This is a genomic window from Plesiocystis pacifica SIR-1, assembly GCF_000170895.1.
Lineage (GTDB): Bacteria > Myxococcota_A > Polyangia > Nannocystales > Nannocystaceae > Plesiocystis > Plesiocystis pacifica.
In genome coordinates this window covers 1-21,344 of record NZ_ABCS01000053.1, presented here as the reverse complement: position 1 = coordinate 21,344, position 21,344 = coordinate 1, and the positions used below count along the sequence as shown (strand labels likewise).

The window sequence follows — 21,344 nt, the reverse complement described above, 5'->3', positions numbered from 1 at the left end:
GCCCGCGCCGTGGCCAAGCTCGCCTCGATCATCCTCCTCGCCCTCCCCCTGGCCGTGCTGGTCATGTTGGCCGGACTGGGGACGGCGATCCACGTCGTGGCCACCGAAGGCCGCTCGCGCAGCGCGGCCATCTCTCGCGTGCTGGGGGTGCTCAACCTGGCGATGCTCGTGCCTTACGCGGTGGTCTACTCCGTCGCCGAGGGCCAGAACGTGACCACCATGCTGGTCATCGCCGGCGGCGCTTCGGCTTGCGTCGGCCTCCTCGGGCTGCGGATGCCGGCGCGCTACCGGGATTGAGTCGTGGACGTGGGGCAGGGAGGGCGTGGCGTCGTCCACGACGGCTAAAATAGAACGGGAGTGAGCCAGCCCTGGGCGTCGCGGGCGCTCAGCGCCTCCGCGAGCCAGTCGAGGATGGCGCGCAGGCGCGGGGTCAGCAGGCGCGGGTCGGCGTAGACCAGGCTCACCGGAAAGGCTGGGGGCTCGTGGTCCTCGAGCACGACCTCGAGGCGACCCGCGGCGACGGAGTCGGCGACCTGGTAGGCCAAGAAGGCGGCGAAGCCGATGCCCTGCTCGCAGGCCTGGACCGCGGCGGCGGCCTGGTTGACGAGCAGCCGGCCGTCGACGCGGATCTGGAGGCCGTCGGCGAAGGCCCAGCTCCGCGCCCCGCGAAAGCGGACGCAGGGGAGGGCGCGCAGGGCCTTGGGGTGCCCGGGGGCGCCGCCGCAGCGCGCGAGCAGGGCCGGGCTCGCGCACACCACCCGCCGCATGCTGCCCACGCGTCGGGCGATCATCGAGGAGTCCGCGAGCTTGCCGATGCGCACGGCCAGATCGATGCCCTCGTCGACCAGGTCGACGACGCGATCGAGGAGCAGCATGTCGACCTGGACCTTGGCGTGGCGCTCGAGGAAGGCGAGCACCGCCGGGCACACGTGGCGCTGACCAAAGAGCACGGGCGCCGTCAGCCGCAGCTCGCCCTGGGGCTCGCGGGCGTCGGCGCCGGTCGTGCTGACCAGGGCCTCGGCCGCGGCGACGTCGGCGAGGATGCGCCGGCAGTCGTCGAGGTAGACCCGGCCCTCGTTGGTCAGCGACATGCGCCGCGTGGTCCGGCGCAGCAAGGTCGCGCCGAGGCTGCGCTCGAGCTTGGCGAGGGTGCGGACGACGGTGGGCTGGGAGCAGCCGAGGCTCCCGGCGGCGGCGGTGAGGCTCCCGGCGTCGACGATCTCGACGAAGGTGTGCATGGCGGCGAGCTTGTCCACGCGTCCAGATTACTACGTTTTTCGTAGCAATCTTCTGAAAGTCCTAGCATTTATCTTTCTCGTCGAATGAATCAGCTTGGACGTCATGACCGCATCCGCAGCGCCCCGCACCCTCGGCATCCACCACACCGGCCTGACCGTGCCCGACATCGCGGCCACTCGGGCCTTCTTCGTCGACGCCCTCGGCTTCTCGCAGGTCGGCGAGGTGCCCGACTATCCGGCGGTGTTCGTCTCGGACGGGACGGTCATGCTGACGCTATGGCAGGTGCAGGTCGAGGCCGAGGCCGTGGTCGACTTTGACCGCCGGTCCAACGTGGGCCTGCACCACTTCGCCCTGCGCGTGGCCAACGAGGCGGCCCTGGCCGAGCTCGCGCGGGAGCTCGGGGCCCGGGACGACGTGAGCATCGAGTTCGAGCCCGAGGCGCTGGGGGGCACGCCGATCCGCCACATGATGTGCACCATCCCGGGCGGGGTGCGCATGGAGCTGATCGCCCTGCCGGAGTGACGAAGCCATGGACGAGTCTCCCTTTCACCGCGGCGAGCACGAAGCCCAGGCGCGCATGGGCGTGCAGGGCGTGGAGGCGTGGGCGCGCAAGGTCGTCCGGCCCTTCATGCCCGAGCAGCACCGGCGCTTCTTCGCCCAGCTGCCCTTTTTGGTGGCTGCAGCCCGGGACGAAGGGGGGCGCGTGTGGGCCTCGCTGCTCACGGGCCCCGAGGGCTTCACCCACGCCCCGGATCCGCGCCACCTCGAGCTCGACTTTCGCCTGGCCAAGGGCGACGCGCTGACGGGGGCGCTCTCGGGGCCCTCGGCCGTCGGCCAGGCGCTGGGCCTGCTCGGCATCGAGTTTCACTCGCGCCGGCGCAACCGGGTCAACGGCCGCGTGCTCCGGGGACGAAGCGCCGAGCAGGGCCTGCGCCTCGAGGTCGGGCAGAGCTTCGGAAACTGCCCGCAGTACATCCGCGAGCGGCAGTGGCAGTGGACCGAGCCTGCCGACGCCACCCTCGAGCCCGCGCGCGGGGAGGCCCTGAGCTCCGCCCAGCAGCGCTGGATCGCGAGCGCCGACACCTTCTTCATCGCCAGCGGCTACTCCGGTGAGGGGGGGGGAGAGGGCGGTGACGACCCGCACGCGCCCCGCCACGGTATGGACGCCTCCCACCGCGGCGGCGAGCCGGGCTTCGTCGAGGTGCTCGGCCCCCAGCGCCTGCGCTTCCCCGACTACGCCGGCAACAAGCACTTCAACACCATCGGCAACCTGCTCGTCGACCCCCGCGTCGGCCTGCTGTTCATCGACTTCGCCACTGGCCGGGCGCTCCAGCTCAGCGGCCGCGCCAGCATCGACTGGGACTCGCCCGCTCTCGCCCGCGTCCCCGGGGCCCGGCGCCTGGTGACCATCGAGGTCGAGGCCGCGGTCGAGCTGCGCGGCGGCGTGGGCCTGCGCTGGACCGAGCAGGCCGGCTCCGTCCGGGACTTGCGGGTGGTCGAGCGCGTGCGCGAGAGCGCGGACGTGACCAGCTTGTGGCTCGCGGCCCGGGACGGCGGCCCCTTGCCGGGCTTCCTCGCCGGGCAGCACCTGCCCATCGAGCTCCTGGGCGAAGGCGGCGAGCTGCTGCGTCGGACCTACTCGCTCTCGGGCGCGCCGACAGACTCGCGCTATCGCATCACCGTCAAGCGCGAGCCCAAGGGGCGGGCCTCGACGCTGATCCACGATCAGCTGCGCGTGGGCGAGATGCTCGCGGCGCGCCAGCCCGCCGGTGACTTCGTCCTGCGCCCGAGCCGAGCCGCGCGACCCGTGGTGCTGCTCGGCGCGGGCGTCGGGGTCACGCCTCTGGTCGCGATGCTGCACACCCTGACCGCGGCTCGCCCCGGGGCGGCGCCCCCGGTGATCTTCGTCCACGGCGTCCGCGACGGAGCGCACCATCCCTTGCGCGGCGAGGTCGAGGCCTGCATCGAGCGCGCCGCCGCGCGTGGCCAGGCGGCGTGGCTGCGCTGGGTCTACAGCCGGCCGCGCTCGGCGGACGCCGGCCGCTACGACCTGCACGGGCTTGCGAGCGGGCCGGGCTTGCGAGCGCTGCTCACGGACATCGCGGGCGAACTGCGCCAGCGCATGCCCCAAGCCCTGGCACTGGCCGAGGCCGAGGTCTACCTGTGCGGCCCCGTGGCCTTCATGTCTGACGCCCGGGCGACCCTCGGGGCGCTGGGCGTGGACGAGCGCCGGATTCACTGGGAGAGCTTCGGCGGCTGAGTTCTGTTTTGCCCCCACAGCCACCTGGGACCGGGGACGCTGCGTCGCTCCGCTCCTCCTCTTTGGCTTGGTGGGCAATGGAGTTCGTACCTTCGAGAAGGCTGGTGGTCGCCCCCGCGAGCGGGGGCGTGGATTCGTTGACAATCGCTGAGTCGTGGACGTGGGGCAGGGAGGGCGTGGCGTCGTCCACGACGGCTAAAGCAGACGGGGACTGTGAAAACTTCACAGTCCCTGAGTCGTGGACGTGGGGCAGGGAGGGCGTGGCGTCGTCCACGACGGCTAAAGTAGACAGAGGGTTGGCCAAACTCGTTTTGGCCGACCCTCTGAGTCGTGGACGTGGGGCAGGGAGGGCGTGGCGTCGTCCACGACGGCCAAAATCGACAGAGACTGTGAATCATCCACAGTCTCTGACACGAGGGCCAACGGGACCCCTACTGCGTCTGAGGCCTACTCGCCCAGGGTGAGCGAGTCGAGGATCAGGTTGAAGCCCGGCTCGGCCTTGCTGCGGTCCTCGTCCGGGACCTGGGTGTAGAGGATCACCATCTCGCCCTCGAACTCCATGAAGTAGGCCTCGACGGTGTGCGGCACGGACTCGCCGAAGATCTCGGGGGCGTAGCGGATCCGCCGGCCCTCGCGGGTCTTGCCGTCGATCTCGCGCTCGATGGGCTCGCGCTGGCCCCCGTCGAGCTCCTGGATGTTGACGATGCCGGGCATGGCCTCGCGCATGCCGTTGACGAACTCGGACACGAGCTCGTCGTAGTCGACCTCGAGGCCCTCGTTGAAGTGCTGGACGATGACCATCGCGTTGCCGCCCTTGGCCTCGACGTAGATCATCGTCATCGTCAAGGTGCCGCCGAGGCCCTCGCTCTCCTCGCTCGTCTTCCAGTTGCCCGGGTAGTCGAAGTTGAGGTGGTGGCCGGAGTAGTGCTGCTTGTTGGCGATGTCGGCCTTGGGCTCGCCGCAGCCCGTGGTCAGGCCGAGGGCGGGGGTCAGGCAGGTCAGAGCCAGGAGCAGCTTGGGCAGGGCGCGCATGATGGCCGGAGCTTAGCAGCTCGGCGGGGGCCGCTCCGGGCCTGCCCCGGCCTTGTCCTGGGACCGCCCGCCGCTCACCGGCTGGCGGGCGGGCGCAGCAGGGCCTTGGGTCGCTGGCCCACCCGGGCCAGGAAGGCCGTCGAGAACGCGCTGGGGCTCGAGTAGCCGAGGCGATAGGCCACGCTCGACACCCGGGCCCCGGGCTCTCGGAGCAGGCGCTGGGCCTCGATCATCCGGGCCGTGAGCAGAAACTCGCGGAAGCTGGAGCCGGTCTCGGCGCGAAAGCGTCGCTCGAGGCTGCGCGCGGACACGCCGGCCTGGCGCGCGGCCTCGGCCAGGGTCGGCCCGTCCTCGAGGTTGTCGACGACGTGGCGCATGGCGGCGGCGAGGGCCTGGCTGCGGGGCTGGGGCAGGCGCCACGGCCCCGGCTCGAGGGACCAGGCCGCGAACTCCTCGGCGACGCACACGAACAGCGCCCGCGCGCGGCGATCGAGGCGGCGGTGGTGGGGCCAGCCGAGGGCCCGCGCGAGCAGGGCGTGGCCCAGGGCGGGGAGCTGGAACACGGCCGTCTCGGCGGGGGGCTGGGCGACGAGGCTCGGGGCGAGGTAGAGGGTCTGGAGGCGGGCGCCGGCGCTGGAGACCCGGTGGCGCTGGCCGGCGGGGATCCACGCCGCCTGGGCCTCCGGCAGCAGCCAGCGGCCGTGGCTGTCCTCGAGCTCGAGGTTGCCCTCGACGGCGTGGAGGAGCTGGTGGCGGCGGTGGCTGTGCCAGTCGCTGACGAAGCCCCGGTAGGTCTCGTCGATGCCAAAGCCGAGGGCGCGGGCGCGGTCGACGTCGACGTGCGCGATGGGCTTCGAGGGCATTGGCGGAAAATAACAGATTTATGGCAAAGCGTTGAAGGCGCGCCAATCCCTCGTCACCGAGACTGGGTCCATGCCTGCGCTTCGCCCCGCGCTCCTCGCCTTCGTCCTCGTCCTCGGCGCGTGCGCGTCCTCGCAGGGCGTAGAGTCTCTGGCAACGCCCGAGTCGCGCGCCCTCGAGGGCCGCTTCACCTGGCTCGACGACGCGCCTCGATCCGGCGTCCGGGTGGGCCGCTACACCTCGAAGCCCTGGGGCTTTCGCACCAACAGCTTCGTGATCGCCGGCCCCGAGGGCAGCTACCTGGTCGACGCGCAGTTCCTCCCCTCGGCGGCCGCCGAGCTCCTCGAGATCGTCGAGGCCGAGGGCGCGGGGCCCGTGCGCGGGGCCTTCGTGCTCCACCCCAACCCCGACAAGTTCAACGGTACGGCGGTGCTGCAGGCGGCGGGCGTCGAGGTGTGGACCTCGGAGGCGGTCGGGGCCGAGATCCCGGAGGTGTTCGAGGCGCGCACGGCCGCGTTTGGCCCGCGCTACGCCCCGGATTGGCCGAGCCAGACCCCCGCGCCCGCGCCCATCGAGGCCGGCGCGCGCTTCGAGCTCGGCGACGCACAGCTCGAGCTCCACGAGCTCGGGCCCGGCTGCGGCGCGGCGCACCTCGTGCTCAGCCTCGAGCGCGGGGACGAGCGCGGCCGCGAGCTCTTCGTCGGGGACCTGGCCGCCGAGGGCACGCACCTGTGGCTCGAGCTCGGCCACCTCGACGCCTGGCGGACCCGCCTGGCCGAGCTCGAGGCGATGGCGCCCGCGCGCGTGCACCCGGGGCGCGGCGACTCGGGGACCGTCGCGCTCTTGCGGGCCAACGACGCCTACCTCGCCGAGGTCCGCGAGCGCGTACTGGCGGCCAGCGAAGGCGAGGCCGGGCGCGCCGAGGTCTTCGAGGCCCTCGTCGCCGCCCACCCGGAGCTTCGCTACGCCGTGTTCTTGAACCTGGGCCTGCCGGCGGTTCAGGCGGCCCTGCGCCCGGGGAACTAAAAGGAGCTCCCAGGCTGGGTCAGGAACTCGGCCTCTTCGGCGGTGCTGTCCCGGCCCAAGATGGCGTTGCGGTGAGGGAAGCGCCCAAAGCGAGCGACGATGTCGCGGTGCCGGACCGCGAAGTCTACGAAGTTGTCGTAGCGCTGGACCACGGCCTCGCTGATCCCCGGATCGGCCCGGACGGCGTCGGCGAGGGCGCGCACGAGCTCGACGCAGCGCTCTTGTTGGCCCAGATCCTCGGCGTGCTCGAGGGGCATGTAGAAGAACAGGCGCTGGATGAAGGGCAGGGCCTGGTCGTGGCCGCGCTCGAGGCCGTCGAGGCACAGGGCGACGGCCTTGGCGTCGGCGGCGTAGGTCTCGGCGTCCCCGCGGAACAGGTTGCGGGACATCTGGTCGAGCAAGATGATCAGCGCCATGCGGCCGGCGGGCTGCTCGGCCCAGGCGTCGAGCTCGCCTGCCTTTGCGCGCTCGCGCGCATCGCCAAAGCGGGCGCGGATGCTCTCGTCGGTCTCGGGGCTTTTCCCCCACCACAGCGCGTCCGCCTGGATGGGGTCATCGGGGAACCAAAACTCGAGGACGTCGGAGGGCTGAACGCTCGTTGTGGACACCGCGAGACGATGACAGCGCGGCGACGACTCTGGCAAGCCTGGACGAGGGGGGAGCTCGCCGGATCCCGCCGTGTCCGAGCGCGCTTGAGTGCGGGGCTTTGGCGTGGTCCCATCCGCGCATGCAATTCGATTGGACTCGACGAAATCGGGGCGGCGCGGGCCTGCTGACCCTCGGGACGCTGTGCGTGGCCCTCGGAGGCTGCGGCGACTCGGCCGGCGGGAGCGCCGACACCAACGGCGACGAGGTCGACGAGGGCCTCAGCTCCGACGACACCGAGACGGAGTCGAGCACCGACGCGGGCACGGACAGCTCGGACACGACCACTGACCTGGACACGGAGTCGAGCAGCTCGGACACGGCCGGCGAGTGCGACCCGCCGTGCAGCGACGAGGAGGCCTGCGTCGACGGGGTGTGCTGCGCCCTGGACTCGGTCTGCGCCGGGGCCTGCTGCGCCGAGGGCCAGGTCTGCTCCTTCTCGGAGTGCGTGATCCCGGGCGAGCCCTGCATCGACGCGAGCGAGTGCCCCGAGGACCACTACTGCGAGTACAGCCTCGGCGACCCCAACGGGGTCATGGACGAGTGCCAGGGCACGACCATCGCCAACGGCCTGTGCCTGCCGAGCCCGCCCGACTGCCCGCCGGGGGTCGAGCCCGGGCCCGAGGACGACCTGAGCTGCCTGCCCGAGTGCGAGTACTACCCCGACACCAGCTTCGCGCCGGAGCTCAAGCACCACATCCCCGACTACCACGTGATGATGTCGCCGATCGTCACCCAGCTCGACGACGACAGCTGCGACGGCGTCGTCGACGAGCGCGACATCCCGGACATCGTGTTCTCGAGCTTCGCGGGCAGCGACTACAACAACAACGGGACCCTGCGCGCGTGGTCGATCGTCGACGGCGAGCTCGTCGAGAAGTGGGGCGTCAACTCCCAGGGGCCGCAGATCCACCCGGGGGTCGAGATCGCCGCGGGCGACGTGGGCGGGATGCCGGGCACGGAGGTGTTCGCGTGCACCAACGTGGGCGGCGTCCGGGCCTTCAACCCCGACGGCACCGAGCTGTGGACCTCGCCCTACGTCGGGGGCTGCCTGATGCCCTCGCTGGCCGACCTCGACCACGACGGGGACGTCGAGGTGGTGATGCGCGGCGGCATCGTCGACGGGCTCACGGGCGAGGTGGTGGCGACCTATCCGAACACCGGCGCGGTCCAGCCCATTGATCTCGACAACGATGGCACCCTCGAGATCGCCGGGCCTGCGGCGGCCTACGAGGCCGACGGCACGCTCATCGGCATGACCTTGGTGACCGGCAGCTGGACGGCGGCGGCGGACCTCGACGGCGACTTCACCCCCGAGGTCGTGGTCGCCGACTTCGCCAACCACGCCCTGCACATCTACCACTACGACCAGCAGAGCCAGCAGCTGGTCCTCGACCGCAACGGCCTCGACATCAACGGGCCGCTCTCGCCGGGGCTGTGCCCGGTTGGGTCCGCCGGCAACCAGTACGGCGGCGGCCCGCCGACCATCGCCGACTTCAACGGCGACGGCAGCCCCGACGTGGCCATCGCCGGCGGGGTCGGCTACGCGGTCATCGACGGGACCAAGATCATGGATCCGATGATCCCCGACGTGGACACCTTCCTGTGGATCCAGCAGACCACGGACTGCTCCTCGGCCCAGACCGGCTCGTCGGTGTTCGACTTCGACGGCGACGGGGCGGCCGAGGTCGTCTACTCCGATCAGGTCTACCTGCGCATCTACGCCGGCGCCACCGGCGACGTGCTGTGGCAGACCTGCAACACCACCGGCACCCTGCGCGAGCTCCCGGTCGTCGCCGACGTCGACAACGACGGCCACGCCGACATCGTGGTCGTGTCCAACGACTACTCGAGCATCACCTGCGAGGGCACCAAGCAGACCGGGGTGCGCGTGTTTGGGGACGAGCTGGGCCTGTGGGTCCGGACCCGGCGGATCTGGAACCAGCACCAGTACCACGTCACCAACGTCAACGAGGACGGCACCATCCCCACCCAAGAGCCCATGAACTGGCTGACCGAGGGCCTCAACAACTTCCCGCCAGAACGTCCAAGCCGCAGGGGGAAATTTTCGGCGCCGGACCCTCATCGTCGGCATCTCGGCGACCCTGCATGGACGGCTACCAGGCCATCGCCCGGGTCCGGAACATCGGCCAGGCCTCGGTGCCGGCCGGCGTGCTGGTCGGCTTTTACGACGGCGACCCCATGAACGGCGGGAACCTGCTGGGGCAGGGGACGACGACCAAGATCCTCTACCCGGCCGAGGCCGAGGACGTGGTCCTCGACGGCGCGCTGGTGCCCGAGGCGATCCAGGACGGCGACCAGGACCTGTGGGTGGTCGTCGACGACGGCATGCCCGAGCACCCCTGGCACGAGTGCCGCACGGACAACAACGTGAGCTCGGGTCCGGCGGGCTGCGGGCTGATCGGCTGAGCGGCTCGTAGTAACCCGTTTCAGTATCAGTATATTCTCACGAGGGGGCCGAGGCCCCCTCGTTTTTTCATGCCTGGGAACAGCGCGCGCAATTGGACGTCTGGTCGGCCGGAATGCCGCGAATTCGAGCATCGAAGTGTTTCCCGAGGGGATGACGGACACGATGTGAATGGTCAGATTAAGTCTACATTGTGTGTCGATTAAATGTGGTTATTAAAGTGTTGCGGTGTGCGCGCGCTCATGGGCGGGACGGGTCCGCGCCCCTAGCTTGTCGAGGCGGGCATTGGGCCCGCGCAGTGAAAAACGAGAAACGCGATGAGCTCCGTCAATCAGGCCGCCTACGTCCCCGGAAGCACCACCTACGAGTTTGGGTACAACTCCATCCCCAACATCCCGATCACCGGCGCCCCCGCCGACGCCAACCTTCGCCGCTGGGCCATGCTCCACGACGGCAGCGCCTACCGGCTGTACTGCTTCAAGGGCAGCTCCCGGGACACCCTCTACCAGTTCGCGTGGAACGGGAGTTCCTACGCCTACGGGCACAACTCCATCCCGGAGCTGACCCTGACCAACATCCCCGCCGACGCCGACCTGAGCAGCTTCAGCATGGTGCACAGCGGGAGCCTCTACCACCTCTACCTGCGCCGCCTCGGCGACCCCACCACCCTCTATCAGTTCCTCTACGTCCAGGGGACCACGACCTACAACTACGGGCAGGCTCCGGCGATCCCGACCATGCAGATCGCGGGCTTCCCCGCCGACACCGACTGGTCGCGCTGGATGATGCTGCACGACAACAGCGCGTACCGCTTCTACGCGTTCAAGCTGGGCAGCAACACCCAGTTTTACCAGGGCTCCTGGGACGGCTCGAAGTACAGCTTCGGGCACAACTCGATCCGTGAGCTGACCTTGAAGGGGACCCCGGCGAACTCGAACCTCGGCGGCGCGGCGATGCTGCACGACAACAGCGCGTACCGCTTCTACCTGCAGACCACCTGAGGGATCGGTCCGCTCCAATCTGAGCCCGGGGCGTCGCGCTGCGTGAGAACTCGCGCGAGCGGCGCCCCGACACTTTTTGTGCTTCGAACGAATGTGATCGGCCGACCAGGTCACTCCCGGGTGACTTGATGGGGGATTGCCAGCCGCGCGCCGTGACGCGCTCCGCCGACTCAGCCGACGGGGGTGCCGATCTGCTTGCGCAGCTGCGCGGCCCAGCCCTCGAGGTCCGTGACGGTGGACTTGTACTCCTCGGGGTTGGCCGCGAGGGCCTCGATGGCGGCGCCGAGTCGGGCCTTGCCCCGGCGCAGGCGGGTGTGGACCGTGGGCGTGGGCATGTCGAGGAGCTCGCCGATCTCCCGGCCCGTGAGCTCCTCGAAGAGCGTGAGCTCGAGGATGATCTGGTACTCGAGGGGCAGGGAGCGCAGACCTTGCACGAGCAGGCTGGTCTCGCGCTTGTTGCCGACGGCGGTCGCGGGCGACGCCTCGTCGAATTCACCGGCGACGCACTGCAGGAAGTCGTCGCGCTCGAGCTCCCGCTTGCGCTGTTTGCGGTAGTAGCGGCGCAGCTGGTTGAAGGCGATCGCGAACAGGAAGCTGCGAAAACTGCTCGACTCGCGGATGCGCTCCTTGCCGGTCGTGCACGCGAGCATGGTCTCGGACACGAGGTCCGCGACATCGTCGGGGTTGGCGACCTTGTTGTGGAAGAATCGCGACAAGATTCCAAAGTAGCGCTGGAGCAGCGCCGCGCCGGCTTGCTGATCGCCCTGTCGCCAGCGGTCCAGGAGCTGCCAATCTTCCGACTCCGCCATGGGGCCGCAGTCTAGCCTTTCCTCCCGCCATGCCCAAACTCGAACCCAGCGACCTCCTGGACCGGCTCACCCAACTAGACGGGGGTGTGAGTCAGACCGCGGATCCTGCCCCTTCGCGGGGCCGGGTCGCTCGCGGGGCGGGCGGGGGACCGGGGGTCGCGCGCGAGGGCTCGTGGAGCTCGGACTCCCAGACGCCGAACTCGGCCAGCGATTCCCTGCGTGCCGAGATGGGCATGGATTCGGTGCAGCAGCAGGCGATCTTGGACAAGGTCGCCCAGCGCTTGTTTGGCGGGCAGCAGCGGACGCACGTGATCGGGCGCTTCGAGGTCGCGCGGCGCCTGGGCGTGGGGGGAATGGGCGTGGTCTACCTCGCCCGCGACCCCGATCTCGACCGGATGGTTGCGATCAAGCTGCTGCACCCGCGCCGGACCACCGACGAGGCCCTCGCGCGGGCCGAGGCGCGGATGCGCATCGAGGCCCAGGCCATGGCCCGGCTCAGCCACCCCAACGTGGTCCACATCCACGAGGTCGGCGTACACCACGGGCAGCTGTTCCTGGCCATGGAGTACGTGGCCGGGGAGACCCTCGACCAGTGGCTGACGCGCACGCGCCCGGGCTGGCGGCGCATCGTCGACGTGTTTTGTCAGGCGGGCGCGGGCCTGGCCGCGGCCCACGAGGCCGGCCTGGTCCACCGCGACTTCAAGCCCGACAACGTGCTGGTCGGGGACGACGGCGTCGCCAAGGTCACGGACTTCGGCGTGGCGGCCATGGGCGTGCGCTGGGAGGAGTTCGTGGCCACGGCCGACGGCTCGGCGAGCGCGCCCTCGCTGGCCGGGGCGGACGAGGCCCTGACGGAGCTGCTCGAGGAGGAGGGCGTCGACGTCACCCAGACCCTCAACGGCATCCAGCACGGCTCGTCCTCGAACTCGCTGACCGATCCGGGCACGCGCATCGGCACGCCGCTGTACATGTCGCCCGAGCAGTTCCTGAGCGCGCCGACGGACGGGCGCAGCGACCAGTTCAGCTTCTGCGAGGCCCTGCGCGAGGCCCTGCTCGGGCAGCACCCCTTCAACGCCGAGTCGCTCTCGGAGCTGACCATGGCGGTGACCACCGGCAAGCTCCAGGCCCGGCCCGAGGGCCACACCGTCCCCGCCTGGCTGCTCGACGTGGTCGAGCGCGGCCTGGCCAAGAACCCCGAGGATCGCTGGCCGTCCATGGGCGAGCTGATCGCGGCGCTGCGCAACGACCCCCAGGCCCAGCGTCGCCAGCGGCTGTCGGCGGCCGCGGGCTTGGTGTTGTTCGGCGTGCTCGCGGGCGGGGTGGGCTTCACCCTCGCCGAGCCCGAGGCGGCGCAAGTCGGCCCGGACTGCAGCGTGCGCGCGAGCCGGAGCGAGGGTCCGCTGCGCGCGGTCTGGGGCGCCGAGCGGCGCGACGCCGTGGCGGCGGCGCTCACCAAGGCCGACGCCGCAGCGTCGGCCGAGGCCGGGGTGCCCGAGGGAGCGTACGCCCGCGAGTCCTTCGGCGCCCGGGTTCTGGCGGCCCTCGACGGTCACGCCGAGGCCTGGGGCAGCGCGGCGCAGGAGGCCTGCGAGGTCGTCCTGGACCCGAGCGCGCCGGCCTTTGGCTGGACCGCCGAGCGCGAGCGCTGCCTCGAGCTGAGCCGCGTCGCCCTCGACGAGCTGGGCGCGACGATCCTCGCCGCGGGCGAGGCCGGTGAGTTCGCGGGCGAGCGGGTCGCGGCCCGCCTCGATCGGATCGCCGCGGCGGCGGAGTCCCTCCCGGCTCCGGACGGCTGCGCCGAGTACGAGGCCCTCGTGGCCCGTCACCCCGCGCCGGTCGAGCCCGCGCAGATCGACGCCGTCGCGGCCATGCGCGGCGAGCACGAGCGGCTCCGGGTGCAGCTCGCCGCGGGCGACGAGATCGCGGCCCTCGACGGCGCCCGCAACCTGCTCGCGCGCGCGCAGGAGCTGGACTTCGCGCCCTTCACGGCCGAGGCGCGGGCCCTCGTCGGGCGCGCGGAGCTCGAGGCCGACCGGGGCCACGCCGCCGTCGCGACCTTGCGCGCGGCCATGCTCGAGGCCGAGGCGGCGGGCCACGAGCGCGTGACCATCGAAGCGGGCACTCGGTGGATCCGCGCGCGCTTGCGGGTCGAGTCCGCGTCGCCGGAGTTGTTCGCGTGGTCCGAGCTCATCGCCGCCAAGCTCGAGCGCCGGGGCGACGCGCGGACCTGGGCCGACTACCACTGCGCCATGCTCCAGGCCCGCAACGCCGCGGCGGAGCACGAGCGCGCCCGAGAGCACGGCGAGGCCTGCGTCGAGCACAGCCGCGTCGCCTACGGCGGCCGCGGGCTGCAGCGGGGCAGCGAGGGCCACGTCGACATCGCCCGGGCGCTGACCCACCTCGCCCACACCGAGCTCATCCTCGGCGAGGCGGACGCGGGCCTCGAGCACGCCACCGAGGCCGCGACCATGGCCCGGCGCCACCGCCGAGAGGCGCACCAGGTCGTGCTGTGGGCCAACCAGACCAAGGGGCAGCTGCTCAGCCTCGCCGGCGACTTCGAGGGCGCCCGGACCGTCCTGGCCCACAACGTCGACGTGCTCGAGCGCGAGCTCGGGCCCGAGCACAGCAGCCTCGCCGACGCCCTCGGCAAGCTCGCCCAGGTCGAGCTCGAGCTCGGCGACCTCGACGGGGCCCGGCGCAGCCTCGGGCGCGCCCTGGCGATCCACACCGAGAGCCTCGGCGAGCACCACGTGCGCGTGGCCGCGGATCTGGGCGCGCTGGCTCGGGTCGAGCTCGACGCGGGGGCCATCGACGACGCCCGCGCGACGATCCGCCGGGCGCTGACCATCGTCGAGCGACGCACGGGCCACCGCCTCGAGACCGCGACCTTCACGGGCATCCTCGGCCGCGTCGAGCTCAAGGCCGGACACCCCGCCCTGGCCGTCATTCACCAGCGCCGGGCCCTCGAGCTCGCCGAGGCGACCCTCGGCTCCGAGTCGGGGCACCTGCACTACTTCCTCGCGGACCTGGGCACGGCGCTCGTGGCCGAGGGTCGGCCGGAGTCCGTGCGCGAGGCCCTCGAGCTGCACGAGCGCGCCCTGGCCATGGTCGAGGACGGCCTCGAAGGAGCGAGCCAGGCCGAGCGCGAGACCAGCGTGGTCCTGGCTGGGCGCCTGGAAGATCTGGGCCGGGCGGAGCTGGCCGCGGGCGGACGGGTGGCCGAGCAGGGGCGCGCGCGCTTGAGCGAGGCGCAGGCCATCTACCTGCGCGCGGGCGACCTCGACGCGAGCGCGAGCATCGACGCGCTGCTCGACACCCTGAGCGCAACCGATCGGTGACGGGCTCGGCGTGGGGTCCCGCCGCGTCGTGTGACGGTTGGCTGAGCGGTGTGTGACGGGAGCGCGGAGGCATCGAGGGGCGCCCGAGGTCGTTTCGCAACGCGCATGGGCGCGCCATGTTGGCGTGACGGCTCGCCCCTACCTTGCGCGCGCCATGGCCATCCACGCGCCCCGCTCCAAGTCCATCGTCGTTCCCCTCGCAGCCGCCGCGGCGCTGTGCTCTTTGTTTGCCTGTGACGCCAGCGATGGCGCGGGCGATGGAGGGGACGAAGCCTGCGACCACCACGACGAAGATCATGGTGAGGACCACGGCGAGGACCAGGGGGAGGACCACGGCGAAGACCAAGGCGAAGAAGAAGACAGCGAAGAGGGCGAGGGCGAGGAGAGCGAGGGCGGCGAGGAGCCGGCCTCGCTGCTGACCCTGGGCCCGCGCCCGCTCTTTTTGGTCGAGCAAATGGCCGACAGCGTCCTCAAGGACGAGCTGCTGGCCTGCGCCGACCGCCCCGTCTCGGCCTCGGACTTCTCCATTGGCCACCGCGGCGCGCCCTTGATGTTCCCCGAGCACACGCGCGAGTCCTACGAGGCCGCCGCGCGCATGGGCGCGGGCGTCCTCGAGTGCGACGTGACCTTCACCAAGGACCGCGAGCTGGTCTGCCGCCACTCGCAGTGCGACCTGCACACGACCACCAACATCCTGGCCGTGCCCGAGCTGGCCGCGAAGTGCACCGAGCCCTTCGTGCCCGCGGACCCCGAGCAGGGCACCGAGGCCTCGGCGATGTGCTGCGCCAGCGACATCACCCTGGCCGAGTTCCACAGCCTGTGCGGCAAGATGGACGGCGCCGATCCGACGGCGACGACGGTCGAGGGCTACCTCGCGGGCACGGCGAACTGGCGCACCGACCTCTACTCCACCTGCGGCACGCTGCTGAGCCACGCCGAGAGCGTGGCCTTGTTCGACGAGCTCGGCGTCGGCTTCACCCCCGAGCTCAAGGCCCCGCAGGTCGAGATGCCCTACGAGGGCGACTACACCCAAGAGGCCTACGCGCAGCAGCTCATCGACGAGTACGTCGCGGCCGGCATCGCGCCCGAGCGCGTCTGGGCCCAGTCCTTCGAGCTCGAGGACGTGCTCTACTGGCTGGCCGAGGCCCCCGAGTTCGGCGCCCAGGCGGTGTTCCTCGACGACGAGGTCTACGCCGAGGACGTGGGCTACGAGGCCGCGGTGGCCATGCTGCCCGAGCTCGCCGCCGAGGGCGTGAACATCGTGGCCCCGCCCATGTTCGCCCTCGTCGAGCTCGACGGCGCGTCGCAGATCGTGCCCTCGGCCTACGCCCTCGAGGCCAAGGCCGCCGGCCTCGACATCATCACCTGGACCCTCGAGCGCTCGGGACCGCTCAACGCGGGCGGCGGCTGGTACTACCAGACGACCACCGACGCCATCGACCGCGACGGCGACGCCTACGAGCTCCTCGACGTCCTCGCCCAGGACGTCGGGGTGCTCGGGGTGTTCTCGGACTGGCCGGCGACGACGACCTACTACGCCAACTGCAAGGGATTGTAGCGTCCCCGCCGACTCGGGCGGCGCCCCGCGCCCTCGAGCTGGCCCGCGCCGCGCAGGCGGGCATCGAGGATGAAGCGCTGCGCGGGGCGCTCGAGCGCTGGCTCGAAGCCCATGGTTTGAGCCCCGCTCCGCCATGGGCCCAGGGGATGGGGCCCGAGAAAAACCAAAAAAAGCGACGCCGCTGACGATCCCTCCGCGCGCGCTCCGGACTCACCCGACGAACCCTGCCGCGCCGTCGCGCCGCGGGGCCCCTTCTCGGTCGACGGACATCGGAGCAGATCATGGCCCAGCGGCACCTGACACCCCTCACCGAGCTGGTCGGTGAACTCTCGGACGACTTGCTCGAGGCGGCCACGGTGCCGACCTGGCTCGAGCACGTCACGCACCTGTTTGGCGTGGCGGCCCTCGACGCCCACTGGAGCGAGGGCAGCGTCGTCTACGAGGGCACGGTCTCGCCGATGATCCCCGACAGCTGGTTGGAGCTGCCCCTGGGCCCCGTGGCCCTGCGCTTTTTGGGCGGCGCGGACGGCATGCCCTTCACCCTCGGCGTGACCCGCAAAAAGGGCAGCGCGGGCACGGACCAAGCGCCCATCCTCCAGCGCGACGTGGCCAGCACGGACTTCGAGCTGCAGGTCCGCATGCCCGCCCTCGAGCTGATCATCACGGACCCCAAGGTCAAGCCGGCGACGCTGAAGACCGAGCCGCACTACATCCTCGAGCCCAGCGGCGGCGCCGCGAAGCCGACCATTCGCCTGCCCCACGCGACCTTGGTGGTCGCTTCGGACAAGCGCTTTTTCCTGAGCACGAACCAAAGCTGGGAGGACCTGCCCGCCGAGGCCGCCGACGCCCTCATCCCCCTGGGCCTCGAGCCGCGCTACGTGCTGTTCAACGAGCACTTCGGCATGGGCCTGAGCGGGCTGACCATCGACCTGTCGACCAAACGCTCGACGGCGGCGCTCATGGGCAAGCCGGGCTACGGGGCCAAGTGGCGGGGGGTGAGCGTCGACGAGGCCCTGATGCTGTTCCTGATCGGCTCGCCGGAGACCAGCTTGGCGGTGCACGGCCAGGACATGGTGTTCGGCGAGGGCGGGGTCAGCGGGCGCTTCCTGGCCGAGTTCGCCAAGGACCACCCCCTCGACGACGGGCGGGTGAAGGTCGACGAGCTGAAGCTGGTCGCCCACGACGTGAGCCCGCCGGCGCCGCTGACCAAGCTCCTGCCCCAGGACGTCCCGACCCTCGAGATGATGAAAGATCGCCCGGCTCAGCCGGTCGCGACGCCCACCTCGTGTGACGCCTACTTCAGCCGCCACCAGGGGCCCGAGAGCAACCGCTTGCGGCTGGGCTTTCGCGCCGCGGGGGCCAAGAAGAACGCGAAGTATCAGGTCCGCGTCGGTGGGAAGGTCGTCGCCTCGGGCGACATCGCGTTCCAAAAGCAGGCGGGCGGGGTGCACCCGAGCGTCGCCGTCGAGACCAAGGACCTGAGCCTGCCCGAGGGCGAGCACCACCTGGTCCTCGACGTCTATGAGGCGCTGCCGGTCTCCTCGGGCACGCAGCGGGTGATCCACGTCGACCTCGACACGAAGGGCAAGCCCGAGACGGCGCTGCCCGTGCCCAGCCTCGAGGCCAAGCGCGGCAGCGGGGGGGAGGCCGTCCCCGCGGTGGCCGGCTTCGTCGACGGCGAGGTGCCCCTCGCGCTGCGTGGGTCCGTGGTCTTTGGCCCGATCGGCGACGAGCCCGAGCTGGCCTGGAAGCTGCGCGAGCGGGGCAAGGCCAGCCCGCTCGCCTCGGGCTCGGGCCAGGAATTCACGCACACGCTGAGCGCGGCGGGGCAGTACGAGCTCGAGCTGCTCTACAAACACACGGGGGCGGCCGGGCAGTGGGTGCGCTCGCGCGTCTACGCCGTCGAGGCCTACGCGGCGAACCCCTACGCCACCGCCGCGCGCCCGGTGGTCCGCGTCCCGGAGCAGCCGAGCTTCGAGTACCCCGACGAGGTCCCCGGGCCCAAGCTGCACCTGTCCGTGGCGCCGGACCTGCTGACCGCCAAGCTCACCGCCCTGACCCCGGCCCCGCCGACCACCTCGGTGTTCGACCTGCAGGCGCACGCCAAGGTCTCGGTCCAAGCCCCGAGCCCCTCTCGGCACGAACACACCGTGGTGGTCCCGACCCAAGCGGAGGCCTACGTCGCTCGGGTCGAGTTCGAGATCAAACCCAGGCAGCTCACCCCCACCGACAACAACGGCATCGCCCCGCTCACCTACCGCGCCATGTTCACGAGCGCGGGCGGGCAGCGCAAGCTCAGCGCGGCGGCGCGGGCTTGGATCGAGAAGATCGTGGCCTACGTCCACGCGGAGCGCCACCGGCCCAAGATCCGCGTCCAGGCCTACGGCGAGCGCCCGACTCGCTCGACCACGGCCGCGCTGCAGACGGACCTCGACGCCCTGGTCGCGGGCGTGCGCGCGGGGCTGATCGCCCGAGGCTGGGTCGCGCAGCCTGGGGGCACCCTGGCGGAGGGGGGGCGCAGCATCTCGCTGGGCTCGGTCATCGAGCCGGGGAACACGGGCCTGAGCTTCTTCCTCGTGGCGCCGCAGGTCATCCCCGTCGTCGGCACGACGGTCCGACGGGTGGCCTACGTGAACGTCTCGGCGGCCCTCGCCAAGACCCCGGTCGAGGTGCCCAAGGCCCCGGTCACCCACGACCCGCCCCGCGGCCCCGGGATGTTCCGCTACCCCTGGTTTCGGCGCCTGCGCGTCGACCTGAAGCTGCACCGCAACGTGCTCACCCGCGGCATGCTCGAGGCCGTCGTCGATCTGCACGAGGGCGCCAAGCGGGCCCTCCCCGAGGGGCAAGGCGGCGAGAGCACGCCGGGCATGGCCGACCCCAACGGGCTCACGCGCATCCCCCTGGTGTTCACCCAGGACCCGGCCACGGGTCGGATGCGCGGCGAGGCGGCCCTGGTCGCCGACCCCCGGGACGAGGACGGCCTGCGCCGCTTCGTCCGGGGCAAGGACGCGGTCGCGCCGTGGATCAACCCGCTGTTCGCCGTGCTGCCGCCCATGGTCGCCCTCGGCGGCAGCAACTTCGCGGCCCAGGCCGGGCTGGCCGCGGGCGCGGCCGGCCTCGTCGCGCTGCTCGAGGCCGTCGGCTACCTGAAGGTCCCGACCCTGCAGTTCCAGGGCGTGCGGGTCCGCTACGACCACCTCCCCGACGAGCCCACGACCTGGGCCGTGCGCGCGGCGACGGACTACCAAGTCGAGCTCGAGGTCGACTTCAAACCCCTGAAGATGAAGACCTCCAAGCCGATCGCGGTGAACTACCGCGACGTCGGCCTGGTGTTCGGGGGCGAGCACGGCCTGGCCTTCGACTTCGACCCCAAAAAGGGCCTGGCCGTCGACGTCGCCGACGAGGGCCTGTTCAAGCTCCCGGAGCCCCTGGGCTCGCTGTTGACGGTGACCTTCGTGCGCCTGGGCATCGGCTCGCCCCTGAGCGTGAGCGTGGGGCTGCGCCTCAACCTGGCCCTGGGCGCGTTCAAAATCAGCCGCTTCCAGGGCAAGCTCAGCTTCGACCCCGAGGGCGGGCCGACCCTCGCCGAGCAGGTGAAGTTCTCGGTCTCGCCGATCCGCGTCGCCGTCGACGTCAAGGACCTGATGAAGGGCGCGGGCCTGGTCGAGATCGGCGACAGCGGCTTCTCGGCGGGGGTCGACCTGACCTGGCTCAAACCCAAGATGCGCCTGGCGGCGGACTTCGCCTACCAAAAGAACCCCGAGGGCCGCCACGCCGTGTACGCGGCGGTGTTCGGCGAATGGGCCGCGGCCATCCCCCTGGGCGGCGCGGGCCTCTACGGCCTCGGCGGCTTGTTCGGCATGAACTTCGTGCGCAAGCAAGGCGACGACGCCTTCGCCTGGTACGCCCACGAGGCGCCCAAGGCCAACGTCCAGAGCCTCAAAAAGTGGGAGGTGAAGTTTGACGGGGCCGACCGCTTCGCCGTGGGCCTGGGCGCGGTGCTCGGGACCCTGGGCGACGGCGGGCGGGCCTTCAACGCCAAGGGCGTGCTGCTCGTCGAGGTCCCGGGGCCACGCATCTTGCTGTTCATGCGCGCCAACTTGCTGACCAAGCGGCCCAAGCTGGGCGGGCAGGGGCAGGGGACCATCCTCGCGGTCCTCGACCTGGACTTCGTCGCCAAGCGCTTTTTGATTCAGCTCCAGGTCGACTACCAGATCCCCAAGGTCTTGAAGGTCATCGTGCCCGCCGAGGTGTTCTTCGATCTGGCCGACCCCAGCAACTTCCACATCTACCTGGGTCGAGACAAGCCGGCGACCAAACGCATCACCATCAAGGTGTTCGACTTCATCGACGCCTGGGGCTACCTGATGATCGACGGCCAGGGCATCCCCAACCTGGCCAACACGGGCCGGGACCTGCGCGGCTTCTCGGTTGCGATGGGCTTTCGCTCGGAGCTGACCTGGGGCAGCAAGGCGGCGAACCTCTACCTCACGGCCTTCGTCGAGGCCCACGTCGGCCTGGGCACGGACCCGGTCTACGTGTACGGCAAGCTGGCCCTGGGCGGCGAGCTGATGCTGCTGATCATCGGCGTGGGCGTGCGCGCCGAGCTGGCGCTGCAGGCCGGGGAGGGCATCGACTGGTCCCTCGAGGGCAAGATCTGCGGCAAGGTCAGGCTGCTGTTTTGGGAGGTCGAGGGCTGCATCGACTTCGCTCTGGGGCCCGCGCCGGCGCTGCCCGAGGCCCAGCCCGCGGTCGAGGGCCTGGCCCTCGTGGACCCGCTGCTCGGGACCAGCGTGAGCCGCCGGGAGACCAACGGCGAGGGGGAGAAGGAGCGCGCGGCGTTGCGCGGTCTGGCCGTGAGCGGGTCCGCCGTGGACTGGGCGAGCGCGCCCGAGGTGGCCATCGATACGATCCCCGTGCTCGAGTTCCGCCCGCCCATGAACGGCGCGCCCGCGGGCTCGCTGAGCTTCGCCGAGAGCCACACCGGCACCGCCCGCGAGACCCTCTCGGACGACTATTTTTCGACCTACGCCCTGCGCGAGCTCGAGGTCTTCGAGACCGTCGAGGGCCAGCCCGAGGCGCGCCTGAGCGGCCTGCCCGGGGTGTGGCTGGCGGACACGCACACCCTGGCCGCGCGCCCGGGGGAG

15 protein-coding genes are annotated in these 21,344 nt (G+C 71.3%); 10 read left to right on the top strand and 5 right to left on the bottom strand.

The genetic code is table 11. From position 1 onward, the window contains the following. Positions 1-9 precede the first annotated feature (9 nt). Positions 10-297, top strand: a complete 288-nt coding sequence (locus PPSIR1_RS24255) for a hypothetical protein (protein ID WP_006973811.1) — start codon at positions 10-12, stop codon at positions 295-297. Between the two features lie 44 nt (positions 298-341). Here PPSIR1_RS24255 and PPSIR1_RS24250 read toward each other — a convergent pair whose 3' ends face one another. After that, positions 342-1,256, bottom strand: a complete 915-nt coding sequence (locus tag PPSIR1_RS24250; protein ID WP_006973810.1) for a LysR family transcriptional regulator — start codon at positions 1,254-1,256, stop codon at positions 342-344. Between the two features lie 85 nt (positions 1,257-1,341). Between PPSIR1_RS24250 and PPSIR1_RS24245 the strand changes: the two genes are divergently transcribed. Together PPSIR1_RS24245 and PPSIR1_RS24240 are read left to right on the top strand one after the other, a co-directional pair. Further along, entirely contained in the window at positions 1,342-1,761 is a 420-nt protein-coding gene (locus PPSIR1_RS24245) for a VOC family protein (RefSeq protein WP_045116662.1), read from the top strand. Between the two features lie 7 nt (positions 1,762-1,768). Then, entirely contained in the window at positions 1,769-3,499 is a 1,731-nt protein-coding gene (locus tag PPSIR1_RS24240; protein ID WP_006973808.1) for an FAD-binding oxidoreductase, read from the top strand. A 447-nt stretch (positions 3,500-3,946) separates the two neighbouring features. Here the strand turns inward: PPSIR1_RS24240 and PPSIR1_RS24235 are convergent, their stop codons facing one another. Next, on the bottom strand, positions 3,947-4,531 hold the full coding sequence (locus PPSIR1_RS24235; RefSeq protein WP_006973807.1) for a hypothetical protein: 585 nt from the start codon (positions 4,529-4,531) through the stop codon (positions 3,947-3,949). Between the two features lie 74 nt (positions 4,532-4,605). Next, complete coding sequence (locus PPSIR1_RS24230) at positions 4,606-5,394, bottom strand: AraC family transcriptional regulator (RefSeq protein WP_006973806.1); 789 nt, start codon at positions 5,392-5,394, stop codon at positions 4,606-4,608. Positions 5,395-5,464: 70 nt separating this feature from the next. Between PPSIR1_RS24230 and PPSIR1_RS24225 the strand changes: the two genes are divergently transcribed. After that, a complete protein-coding gene (locus PPSIR1_RS24225) occupies positions 5,465-6,418 on the top strand; it encodes an MBL fold metallo-hydrolase (RefSeq protein ID WP_053335418.1) in 954 nt (317 codons plus the stop codon). On the opposite strand, the gene PPSIR1_RS24220 is transcribed toward PPSIR1_RS24225, so the two are convergent. Then, a complete protein-coding gene (locus tag PPSIR1_RS24220; RefSeq protein WP_006973804.1) occupies positions 6,415-7,026 on the bottom strand; it encodes a DUF924 family protein in 612 nt (203 codons plus the stop codon). The genes PPSIR1_RS24225 and PPSIR1_RS24220 overlap by 4 nt on opposite strands. Before the next feature lie 119 nt (positions 7,027-7,145). On the opposite strand from PPSIR1_RS24220, the gene PPSIR1_RS24215 reads away from it, so the two are divergent. From PPSIR1_RS24215 to PPSIR1_RS24205, 3 genes are all read left to right on the top strand, one after another. Beyond that, the gene (locus PPSIR1_RS24215) at positions 7,146-9,269 is read left to right on the top strand and encodes an FG-GAP repeat domain-containing protein (protein ID WP_006973803.1); all 2,124 of its coding nucleotides are present in this window, start codon (positions 7,146-7,148) and stop codon (positions 9,267-9,269) included. Further along, entirely contained in the window at positions 9,173-9,493 is a 321-nt protein-coding gene (locus tag PPSIR1_RS24210; protein ID WP_045116655.1) for a hypothetical protein, read from the top strand. Before PPSIR1_RS24215 ends, PPSIR1_RS24210 begins: the two co-directional genes overlap by 97 nt. A gap of 315 nt (positions 9,494-9,808) precedes the next feature. Further along, positions 9,809-10,492 carry an RNA-binding protein gene (locus tag PPSIR1_RS24205; protein ID WP_006973801.1) on the top strand — a complete coding sequence of 228 codons (684 nt, stop codon included), beginning with the start codon at positions 9,809-9,811 and terminating at the stop codon, positions 10,490-10,492. A 170-nt stretch (positions 10,493-10,662) separates the two neighbouring features. Here PPSIR1_RS24205 and PPSIR1_RS24200 read toward each other — a convergent pair whose 3' ends face one another. Then, positions 10,663-11,301 carry an RNA polymerase sigma factor gene (locus tag PPSIR1_RS24200; RefSeq protein WP_006973800.1) on the bottom strand — a complete coding sequence of 213 codons (639 nt, stop codon included), beginning with the start codon at positions 11,299-11,301 and terminating at the stop codon, positions 10,663-10,665. Positions 11,302-11,528: 227 nt separating this feature from the next. On the opposite strand from PPSIR1_RS24200, the gene PPSIR1_RS24195 reads away from it, so the two are divergent. The 3 genes from PPSIR1_RS24195 to PPSIR1_RS24185 form a co-directional block, all read left to right on the top strand. Continuing rightward, positions 11,529-14,639, top strand: a complete 3,111-nt coding sequence (locus PPSIR1_RS24195) for a protein kinase domain-containing protein (protein ID WP_006973799.1) — start codon at positions 11,529-11,531, stop codon at positions 14,637-14,639. A gap of 154 nt (positions 14,640-14,793) precedes the next feature. Further along, entirely contained in the window at positions 14,794-16,197 is a 1,404-nt protein-coding gene (locus PPSIR1_RS24190; RefSeq protein WP_006973798.1) for a glycerophosphodiester phosphodiesterase family protein, read from the top strand. Between the two features lie 281 nt (positions 16,198-16,478). Further along, positions 16,479-21,344, top strand: a 4,866-nt coding sequence (locus PPSIR1_RS24185) for a hypothetical protein (protein ID WP_006973797.1), incomplete at its 3' end; no start/stop codon positions are given.

What these genes read in the sequence shown, in the direction of transcription:
- PPSIR1_RS24245 (WP_045116662.1), top strand. Translation starts at nt 1,342, where the DNA reads ATGACCGCATCCGCAGCGCCCCGCACCCTCGGCATCCACCACACCGGC.
- PPSIR1_RS24240 (WP_006973808.1), top strand. Translation starts at nt 1,769, where the DNA reads ATGGACGAGTCTCCCTTTCACCGCGGCGAGCACGAAGCCCAGGCGCGC.
- PPSIR1_RS24235 (WP_006973807.1), bottom strand. Translation starts at nt 4,531, where the DNA reads ATGCGCGCCCTGCCCAAGCTGCTCCTGGCTCTGACCTGCCTGACCCCC.
- PPSIR1_RS24230 (WP_006973806.1), bottom strand. Translation starts at nt 5,394, where the DNA reads ATGCCCTCGAAGCCCATCGCGCACGTCGACGTCGACCGCGCCCGCGCC.
- PPSIR1_RS24225 (WP_053335418.1), top strand. Translation starts at nt 5,465, where the DNA reads ATGCCTGCGCTTCGCCCCGCGCTCCTCGCCTTCGTCCTCGTCCTCGGC.
- PPSIR1_RS24215 (WP_006973803.1), top strand. Translation starts at nt 7,146, where the DNA reads ATGCAATTCGATTGGACTCGACGAAATCGGGGCGGCGCGGGCCTGCTG.
- PPSIR1_RS24210 (WP_045116655.1), top strand. Translation starts at nt 9,173, where the DNA reads ATGGACGGCTACCAGGCCATCGCCCGGGTCCGGAACATCGGCCAGGCC.
- PPSIR1_RS24205 (WP_006973801.1), top strand. Translation starts at nt 9,809, where the DNA reads ATGAGCTCCGTCAATCAGGCCGCCTACGTCCCCGGAAGCACCACCTAC.
- PPSIR1_RS24200 (WP_006973800.1), bottom strand. Translation starts at nt 11,301, where the DNA reads ATGGCGGAGTCGGAAGATTGGCAGCTCCTGGACCGCTGGCGACAGGGC.
- PPSIR1_RS24195 (WP_006973799.1), top strand. Translation starts at nt 11,529, where the DNA reads ATGGGCATGGATTCGGTGCAGCAGCAGGCGATCTTGGACAAGGTCGCC.
- PPSIR1_RS24190 (WP_006973798.1), top strand. Translation starts at nt 14,794, where the DNA reads ATGGCCATCCACGCGCCCCGCTCCAAGTCCATCGTCGTTCCCCTCGCA.